This window comes from Pararhodobacter sp. (assembly GCF_034676075.1).
GTDB lineage: Bacteria > Pseudomonadota > Alphaproteobacteria > Rhodobacterales > Rhodobacteraceae > Pararhodobacter.
In genome coordinates this window covers 1-8,460 of record NZ_JAUCCQ010000160.1, presented here as the reverse complement: position 1 = coordinate 8,460, position 8,460 = coordinate 1, and the positions used below count along the sequence as shown (strand labels likewise).

Annotated in this window: 7 protein-coding genes; 4 read left to right on the top strand and 3 right to left on the bottom strand. The window is 65.1% G+C overall.

All coding sequences use genetic code 11. The features are described from left to right. Both VDQ18_RS21875 and VDQ18_RS21870 read right to left on the bottom strand, forming a co-directional pair. Positions 1–457 (bottom strand): amidohydrolase (locus VDQ18_RS21875; RefSeq protein ID WP_323022986.1); only part of this gene is annotated, 457 nt, incomplete at its 3' end. Positions 458–531: 74 nt separating this feature from the next. After that, entirely contained in the window at positions 532–981 is a 450-nt protein-coding gene (locus VDQ18_RS21870) for a hypothetical protein (RefSeq protein WP_323022985.1), read from the bottom strand. A gap of 291 nt (positions 982–1,272) precedes the next feature. On the opposite strand from VDQ18_RS21870, the gene VDQ18_RS21865 reads away from it, so the two are divergent. Beyond that, complete coding sequence (locus VDQ18_RS21865) at positions 1,273–2,286, top strand: hypothetical protein (RefSeq protein WP_323022984.1); 1,014 nt, start codon at positions 1,273–1,275, stop codon at positions 2,284–2,286. A 278-nt stretch (positions 2,287–2,564) separates the two neighbouring features. After that, the gene (locus VDQ18_RS21860) at positions 2,565–3,686 is read left to right on the top strand and encodes a cobalamin-independent methionine synthase II family protein (RefSeq protein ID WP_323022983.1); all 1,122 of its coding nucleotides are present in this window, start codon (positions 2,565–2,567) and stop codon (positions 3,684–3,686) included. A 58-nt stretch (positions 3,687–3,744) separates the two neighbouring features. On the opposite strand, the gene guaD is transcribed toward VDQ18_RS21860, so the two are convergent. Next, positions 3,745–5,037 carry a guanine deaminase gene (gene guaD, locus VDQ18_RS21855; RefSeq protein WP_323022982.1) on the bottom strand — a complete coding sequence of 431 codons (1,293 nt, stop codon included), beginning with the start codon at positions 5,035–5,037 and terminating at the stop codon, positions 3,745–3,747. 153 nt (positions 5,038–5,190) lie between these two features. On the opposite strand from guaD, the gene VDQ18_RS21850 reads away from it, so the two are divergent. Together VDQ18_RS21850 and VDQ18_RS21845 are read left to right on the top strand one after the other, a co-directional pair. Then, positions 5,191–6,093 carry a LysR family transcriptional regulator gene (locus VDQ18_RS21850; protein WP_323022981.1) on the top strand — a complete coding sequence of 301 codons (903 nt, stop codon included), beginning with the start codon at positions 5,191–5,193 and terminating at the stop codon, positions 6,091–6,093. A 122-nt stretch (positions 6,094–6,215) separates the two neighbouring features. Beyond that, positions 6,216–8,132, top strand: a complete 1,917-nt coding sequence (locus tag VDQ18_RS21845; RefSeq protein ID WP_323022980.1) for a Hint domain-containing protein — start codon at positions 6,216–6,218, stop codon at positions 8,130–8,132. Positions 8,133–8,460 lie beyond the last annotated feature (328 nt).

The window sequence follows — 8,460 nt, the reverse complement described above, 5'->3', positions numbered from 1 at the left end:
AGCGCTGGAAGAGGCCGTCGGCGATCATCGCCCGGGCGCCGCCGAGGCCTTCCTCAGCCGGCTGGAAGATGAACACTGCGGTGCCGGCGAAATCGCGGGTCTCGGCCAGGTAGCGGGCGGCGCCGAGCAGCATCGTCGTATGGGCGTCATGGCCGCAGGCGTGCATCACGCCGGGGGTCTTCGAGGCATAGGGCAGGTTCGTCTGTTCGTGGATCGGCAGCGCATCCATGTCGGCCCGGATCCCGATGGTGCGGCCGGGGCGGCTGCCCTTCAGGACCCCCACCACGCCGGTCTTGCCGATCCCGGTCGTGACCTCGATGCCCAGCCGTTCCAGTTCGGCGGCGACGATGCCCGCGGTGCGGACTTCCTGAAAGCCGAGTTCGGGGTGTTCGTGCAGGTCGCGGCGGATGGCGGTGAGGTCGGCGGCGAAATCCTGGATACGGGTCGGGATGGTCATGGGGCTCTCCTGCTGGCGCGTCAGGCTGACCCGGGCGCGGCCGGATGGCAAGGGGTGCCCCATGGGCGCGGGTCTCAATCCCGGGGCGCGATCCCCAGGGCCAGCGCGGCGCGGATCGCCGCGGGCGGACAGGGCTGGGGCCAGGTGACGACGGGCTGATCCCCTTGCCCCTCGACCCTGGTTTCCAGCCGGAGCGCGCCCTCCGCCGTGCTGGCGCTGGTGGTGTGGCGGCTGGCCTCGGGCCCCGCGCCATTGTCGACCCAGCCCTCGCAGGTCCAGGCATCGGCGCCGTCCGGGGCGCAGGTCATCGCCGCATCCTGCCTGAGCGCCCCGCCCTCGCCCGGCAGGTAACTCAGGCTGCCGCCGTCGCTCAGGACCAGCGAGAAACCGGTGACACAGAGCGCGGCAAGCTCGGCCTCGGGAAGGTTCGGCTGGCCGGGGAAGGACCAGAACCCGGGCTGGAGCTGGGCGGCGGCGGGGAGCGGGAGGAGGAAGGCGGCGGCGAGGAGGAGGGGCTGGCGCATGGCGGTCTCCACGATGGGGTGGAGAGAGGGTGCCTGAGGGAGGTGGGGGGTGTCTAGGTGGGAGTTTGGGGGCTTCCAATGCAACTGCAACAAAGTCACAAGGCAACGTTATGGCAACTGACGTTTCATATGCACCGACCTCCTACATGTCACAGTATAGCGCGCAAGTGAGGTCAATCTATCGCTTGACAGCGATCTACTTCTTGCTTTTTCCTTATTTTTGTTCGGGCAGAGGTGTGCATGCGCGGGCTAAGATGCTTTCCTTGTAAGAGTAGAGGTTTCCGAGGACCCGTGTTGCAAACATTCCGAGATGCAAAAAAAGTCATCGCTGAGTTTTACACGAAGTTTGGGGTGGTTACCGGTTTCACGCTTCTCACCTCGCTTGGGCTGTTCTTGTATATACTTGGATATTCGCATTCGTATGCATCCTCAAGCACTGGCAGCAACGCGCCTTGGTGGGCGCGAGGCGCAATCGATTTAGGACGCATGATACTGATCGGCGCCATAATCAGTGCGTTTATTAGATTCCTACATACCTTCCAAGCCATTAGAGATGTGGTTATAGATGTTTTCTTTGCCGACGAATTGCTCAAAAGGAGGAAAGATCTCGATACGGTTTGGGCAAAGCTCAGCAAGCATATTTTCTTGCCAGATTTTGCCGCAGATGAAAGAAATGACGGGAAGTTGCAAGACGATATCGTTGAACAACTTCGGATACGGATGAGCCACAACACTACATTCCATGTGAAGTCGATTGATCGCACCATAACTGTTAGCTGGCATGACCGCGAACAGAATCTTGTGAAAATCGTCGACGCATCGAGGGAGGAATTTGTTCCATTCCGTAAAGGTGGAGAGGTTCACTGGCAACACGTCTTCTATGCTGGCGACAATGCGACGGCTGGAAGCTATTCTCCGGAAATGTCTGTGGTTGTAGACGGAAGAACGGTGGAGCCTGAGGTAGAAGGCAGCGCCTCGGATAGGGTTCTCAAATTCTCCTATCGGATGACAGGGCGGGACCTTTACGCCGTAACAAAGAAGACGACTCGACAATGGAATATTTCGTCCGACCCGCTCATTGTTTATATATCGCGTCACGTCGTCTTGTCCCTTCGATTGCAGATAAATTGTTTGGAGGACGACATTGTTCCGTTCTTCGAGGAGCACCACCTGATTAACAAATTCTCCAGTCAGAGCAACGACGCGATAGACAGAAGGCCATCAGATTACGCCACGAGTTGCAGCTCTCCGATCCTGCCTGGGGAGGGGTATACGATTTGCCTCATACGCGTCCACAAACGGTAAAACACTCTCCACTTCTTGACTGACAATCAAACTCTCCTATGTTACGTACTAAGTGAGACTGTGTCTTGCCCCTACAGAAAGGTCGCATCAATGGTGATGTCGAAGGAAACTATCGTCTAAGCTGTTGTTTTTCAACAAAACCATCCGCCTCGGCGGATGGTTTTGTTTCGGCACCTTGGCGCCAGGAAACACGCGGGCTCCCACACGCCCCCCCTTCCCTTCCCCCATATCAGGTGCTCATATACCGCCCGACCTGAGCACCGGAGGGGGAGCCCGTCATGACCATTGCCACCACCCATGTGGGCAGCCTGCCGCGGGGGGATCGGCTCTCGGCCTTGCTGATCGCCAGGGACAAGCACGAGGCCTATGATCCGGCCGAGTTCGAGGCCACCGTCGAGGCCGCCATCGCCGAGGCGATCCGGCGCCAGCGCGAGGCGGGGGTGAGCATCGTCTCGGATGGCGAGCTCGGCAAGGTCGGCTATTCGACCTATATGCAGGAGCGGCTCTCGGGCTTCGGCGGCCATATCGACCGCAAGCCCGCCAAGGACATGGCCGCCCATCCCGCGCTGGCCAAGAAGCTGAGCGCGATCATGGGCAGTCAGGAATTCACCCGGGCGTCGTGCATCGGCGAGGTCAAGCTGGTCAACCTGCAACCCGCGCTCGACGATATCCGCCGCTTCAAGGAGGCGCTGGCGGCGCGGGGCGACACCGGGAGGGCCTTCATGAACGCGGCCTCGCCGGGGCTGATCACCGCCTTCCAGGTGAACAAGTATTACCCCAGCCACGAGGCCTATCTGGCCGACCTCGCCACCGCCATGCGCCCCGAGTACGAGGCGATCCTCGACGCAGGCTTCGACATCCAGTTCGATTGCCCCGACCTCGCCATGTCGGCGCATACCGGCTATCAGGACCTGAGCCAGGACGAGTTCGTCAAGGTGGCGGCGGCCAATGTCGAGGCGCTGAACGCCGCGACCGAGGGCCTGCCCAAGGACCGCATGCGGATGCATCTGTGCTGGGGCAATTACGAGGGGCCGCATGACCACGACATCCCGCTGGAGAAGGTGATCGACGTGGTGCTGGGGGCAAATCCCTCGACCATCCTCTTCGAAAGCGCCAACCCCTGCCACGAGCATGAATGGACGGTCTGGCGGGATGCGAAGATCCCCGAGGACAAGGTGCTGGCGCCGGGCGTCATCGATACCTGCTCGAATTACGTCGAACACCCGCAGCTGATCGCCCAGCGCCTGCAGCGGTTCATCGATATCGTGGGGCAGGACCGCGTGATCGCCTCGACCGATTGCGGCTTCGGGACCTTCGCGGGATATGGGAAGATCGACCCCGAGGTGACGTGGAAGAAGTTGCGGAACCTGCGCGCGGGGGCGGATCTGGCCTCGGCGTAACGGTGCGTGCGAGCACGCACCCTACGGGGCCCGGTCGAGGGGCGCGAAGAGCGGCGGGTCAGGCCGGTTTCGACGCTTTCCCCGCGACATAGGTTTCCGCAACGGTGCGGTCGTCGCCGAGGATCAGGAGGGCGAAGAGTTCGTCCTTGAGGTCCTGCGCGGCCTCCATCCGCAGGGCGAGGTCGGGGGTGGCGCGGCTGTTCAGCACCACCAGATCGGCCTCGCTGCCCGGCTGCAGGGTGCCGATGCGGTCGGCGAGGCCCAGGACTTCGGCATTGCCCCGGGTGATCCACCAGAAGGCGGTGAAGGGGTCGAGGCTGCGTTTTTGCAGCTGGGCCACGGCATAGGCGGCGCCGCCGGTTCTGAGCATCGACCAGCTCATCCCGGCGCCGATGTCGGTGGCGATGGCCGAGGTAGCACCGCGCCGGGCCAGCGCGGCCTCGTCGAAGAGGCCCGAGCCGAGGAAGAAGTTCGAGGTCGGGCAATGGACCGCATGCGAGCCGGTCTCGGCGATGCGGTCGCGCTCGGCCTCGGTCAGGTGGATGGCGTGACCCAACAGCGCCTTCGGCCCCAGCATCCCGTAGCGGTCGTAGATGTCGAGATAGCCCTTGGCCTCAGGGTATAGCGAACAGGCGAAGGCGATCTCCTCCAGATTCTCGCTCAGATGGGTCTGAACGTGGCAGTCGGGATGCGCGGCGATCAGCGCCTGCGCGGCCTCCATCTGCCCGGGCGTCGAGGTGATGGCGAAACGGGGCGAGATGGCATAGAGCGCGCGGCCCCTTCCGTGCCAGCGGGCGATCAGCGCGGCGCTGTCGTCATGGGCGGTCTGCGGCGTGTCCAGCAGCCCCTCGGGCGCGTTGCGGTCCATCAGCACCTTGCCGCCCAGCATCCGCATGCCACGCTTTTCAGCCTCGGCGAAATAGGCCTCGACCGAGGCGGGATGGACCGAGCAGAAGGCCGAGGCGGTGGTCGTGCCGTTCCTGAGCAGCAGGTCATAGAAGGCCGTCGCCATCCGCGCCGCATGGGCGGGATCGGCGAATTTCGTCTCGGCCGGGAAGGTATAGGTGTTCAGCCAGTCCAGCAGCTGCGCCCCCCAGGAGGCGGTGATCTGGCCCTGCGGGAAATGGATATGCGCGTCGATGAAGCCTGCGGTGATCAGATGCGGGCGGTGATCGGTCACGGCGATCCCCGCCGGGGCCTGCGCGAAATCCCCGACCCAGGCGATCAGCCCGCCCCGGACATGCACCGCGCCATCCTCGAAGACCTCGAAGGCGGCGGTATCGCCGACCCCTTCGGGCCGCCGCAGGAAGCGCAGCACGCGCCCGCGCAAGATGCGTTCATCCATGTCCATGCTCCTTTGACCGGCGCCGCAGGATAGGGCCGCATCCTGCCACGACAATCCGGCAAAAGCGTTTGACTGTTTGGCGTGAGCGTTGAAAATCGCCGGGGAAACACCTGCTATTGTCAACGGAATGGGCGGATAGCGCGGGAGGAACGCCAGCAATTGCCCTATCTGGAAAGCCTCAAGGTCTTTGTGCGGGTGGTCGAGCTGGGCTCGATCACCTCGGGCGGGCGCGACCTGCGGCTGACGCCCGCCGTGGCCTCGAAGCGGATCAAGGAGCTGGAGGCGCGGCTGGGCACGCGGCTTTTGAACCGCACGACGCGCAAGCTGGTGCCGACCGAGGCGGGACGGCTCTTCTATGAACATGTGCGGGGCGTCGTCGCCTCGCTGGAAGAGGCCGAAGCCTCGCTCGCCGGGTTCGAGGGGCGGCCGCGCGGCACGGTGCGGGTGACGGCGCCGCTGGGGGTCGGGCGGCGGCTGGTGGCGCCGCTGGTGCCGCGGTTCTGCGATCTGTTCCCCGAGGTGGATGTGCGGCTCAGGCTGTCGGACCGGCGGGTCGATCTGTTCGAGGAAGAGCTGGACGTGGCCTTCTTTCTGGGCACGCCGCCCGATTCCGCGCTGAAGCTGCGCAAGGTGGCCGATTGCCCGCGACTCTTGTGCGCCGCGCCCGAGTATCTGGCGCGCGAGGGCATTCCCGAGGCGCCGGACGACCTGCTGGCGCATAATTGCCTGCTGCTGCGCTATCCCCGCTCGCCCGAATATTACTGGCAGCTGGAGACGCCAGAGGGGCTGGTGAAGCTGGAGGTGAAGGGCCGGTTCGACGCCGACGAGGGCGATGTGTTGCTGAGCTGGGCGCTGGATGGCCGCGGCATCGTCATGAAGCCGCGGTTCGAGGTGGCGGCGCATCTGGCCTCGGGCCGGCTGGTCGAGGTGCTGCCCCTGACCCCGCCGCCCCCGGCGATCCTGGGCTGCCTCTATCCGCACCGCAAGCTGCAGGATCCCAAGGTGCAGCGCTTCATCGACTTCCTGCTGCGGCATATGCGGCTGGCGCTGGAACACCCCTGACGATCGGTTAACACCCTGTTTCCCGGTGCCCAACAATTGCCCCGTTTCCGGCCGAGAATTCGCACATTCCCCGCCTAGACCAGCGGCCTACCGAGTATGCGTTCCCGCTGGAGATTGCCCCCATGGCCAATACGCTCAACGACCTGATCCTCACCGATGTGGCGGGCTTCGCCCCGGGCGATACGCTGTCGTTGGGCAGCGGGTTGACGGGGATCACCGATTCCGCGGTGGCGACCGCCTGGGGCGACCCGTCGCGCATCGCGGTGGGCGACAATTTCTACAGCGACCGGGGGATCGGCTCGATCACCGGCCTCTCGACGGTCACCGCCGATGTCACCACCCTCGACGCGCTGGGCAACCCGGCGACCAGCCCGCAGACGCTGCTGGTCGTCTCGGTCACCGATTCCGTCAGCGGGCTGACCAGCCAGATGCTGCTGCCGCTCGATGCGGCGGGCGATCTGGTGCATATCACCCAGATCTCGATCACCGCGGTCGATACCACGCCCGGCATGACCGATGTCGCCTTCGCCGATCTGGCGCAGGACGACACCGTGACGCTGGCCGGCCCCGGCACGGTCGATGGCGCCGAGACGGGCGAGGTGATGGACACCGGATATGCCGATGGCGACGGCGACACGATGGACCAGAGCGGCAACGCGATCGAGGCCAATGGCGGCGACGACACGGTCTATGGCGGCGCGGGCGACGACACGATTTCCGGCGGCGACGGCGCCGACTGGCTCTTCGGGCGCGAGGGCAATGACCTGCTGTCGGGGAACGCGGGCGACGATTCCCTCTGGGGCGATGCCGGCGACGACACGCTCTTCGGCAACGAGGGTGACGACAAGCTGATCGGCGGCGAGGGCAATGACCTCATCATCGGCGGCGAAGGCAACAACGTGATGTATGGCGACAGCGTCTTCGGCGATACCGGCGGGCGCGAGCCCGGGGACGCGACCGAACCGGGCTACGGCAACGACACGCTGGTCATGGGCAATGGCGACGACACCGCCTATGGCGGCTCGGGCGACGATTCCTTCCGCGTCTTCGACGGCTTCGGCAATCATGTGATTGTCGGCGGCGAGACGGGCGAGACCGATGGCGACAAGATCGAAGCCACGCTGATGACCGAAAGCACCACCGTCACCTATACCGGTGACGAAGAGGGCACGATGGCCTCGGGCGGCAATACCGCCAGCTTCACCGAGATCGAGCGCATCCAGCTGGGCTCGGGCGACGACCGGGCCGAGGTTCAGGCCTTCACCAACGGATTCGTGCATGGCGGCTCGGGCTTCGACCAGCTGGTGCTGCCCGATCCCCTGCCGGGCGAGACGCCGCCGCAGGTGACCATCACCGACGATATCGACAACGGCGACGGGACCCATTCCTATTCCGGCTATGTGATCTTCGACGACGGCTCGAAACTGCAGTTCAAGAGCTTCGAGGAGATCATCTGCTTCACCCCCGGCACGCTGATCGACACGCTGCGCGGCCGCGTCGCGGTCGAGGAATTGGTGGCCGGCGACAAGGTGCTGACCCGCGACCACGGCTATCAGCCGCTGACTTGGACCGGGCGCCGCGACCTGTCGATGGCCGATCTCGCCGGCAGCCCCGAGGTCGGGCCGGTGCGGATCGCCGCAGGCTCCCTCGGCCGCGGCCTGCCGGAGCGTGACCTGACCGTCTCGCCTCGCCACCGAATGCTGGTGACCGGCGCCCGGGCGGAACTGATGTTCGGCGAGCGCGAGGTGCTGGTCGCGGCGCAGGATCTGCTGGGCCTGCCGGGCGTGAGCCGCGCCGGGCTGGAGGCCGTCAGCTACATCCACGTGATGTGCGAACGCCACGAGATCATCCGCGCCGAAGGCTCCTGGACCGAGAGCTTCCAGCCGGCCGAAGCCGTGGTCGACGCGCTGGAGGAAGGCACCCGGGCCGAGCTGCTGGCGCTGTTCCCGGCGCTCGCCACCGAAGAGGGCCGCGCCGATTTCGCCGCCGCCCGCCCGGTCCTGTCGGGCGCCGAAGCGAAGACCCTCTTCGCCGCCTGATCCCAGCGAATACCCGGCGATTGCCAAGGGCCGCCCCTCAAAGGCGGCCCTTTCCCTTTCAGCACGAAGCGGCGGGAGGCACGCTCCCACCCGCCCACCCCGCGCGCCTCCCGCCGCGGAGAGGGCAGCGCGGGTGGTGAGCCCCGGGGGCCTTCTGCCCCCGGACCCCCGAGGATATTTGCAGAACGAAGATTACAGGTTGGCGCCCGCTTGATCTCCATCTTCGTGCTGCAAATATCCTCGGGTGGATTTTCAAGGAGGGTGGAAAACCCTCCTTGAAGCAGGGGGTGCGGGGGGCGGGCTCCCGGCCGCGCCACGGGCGCGGCGT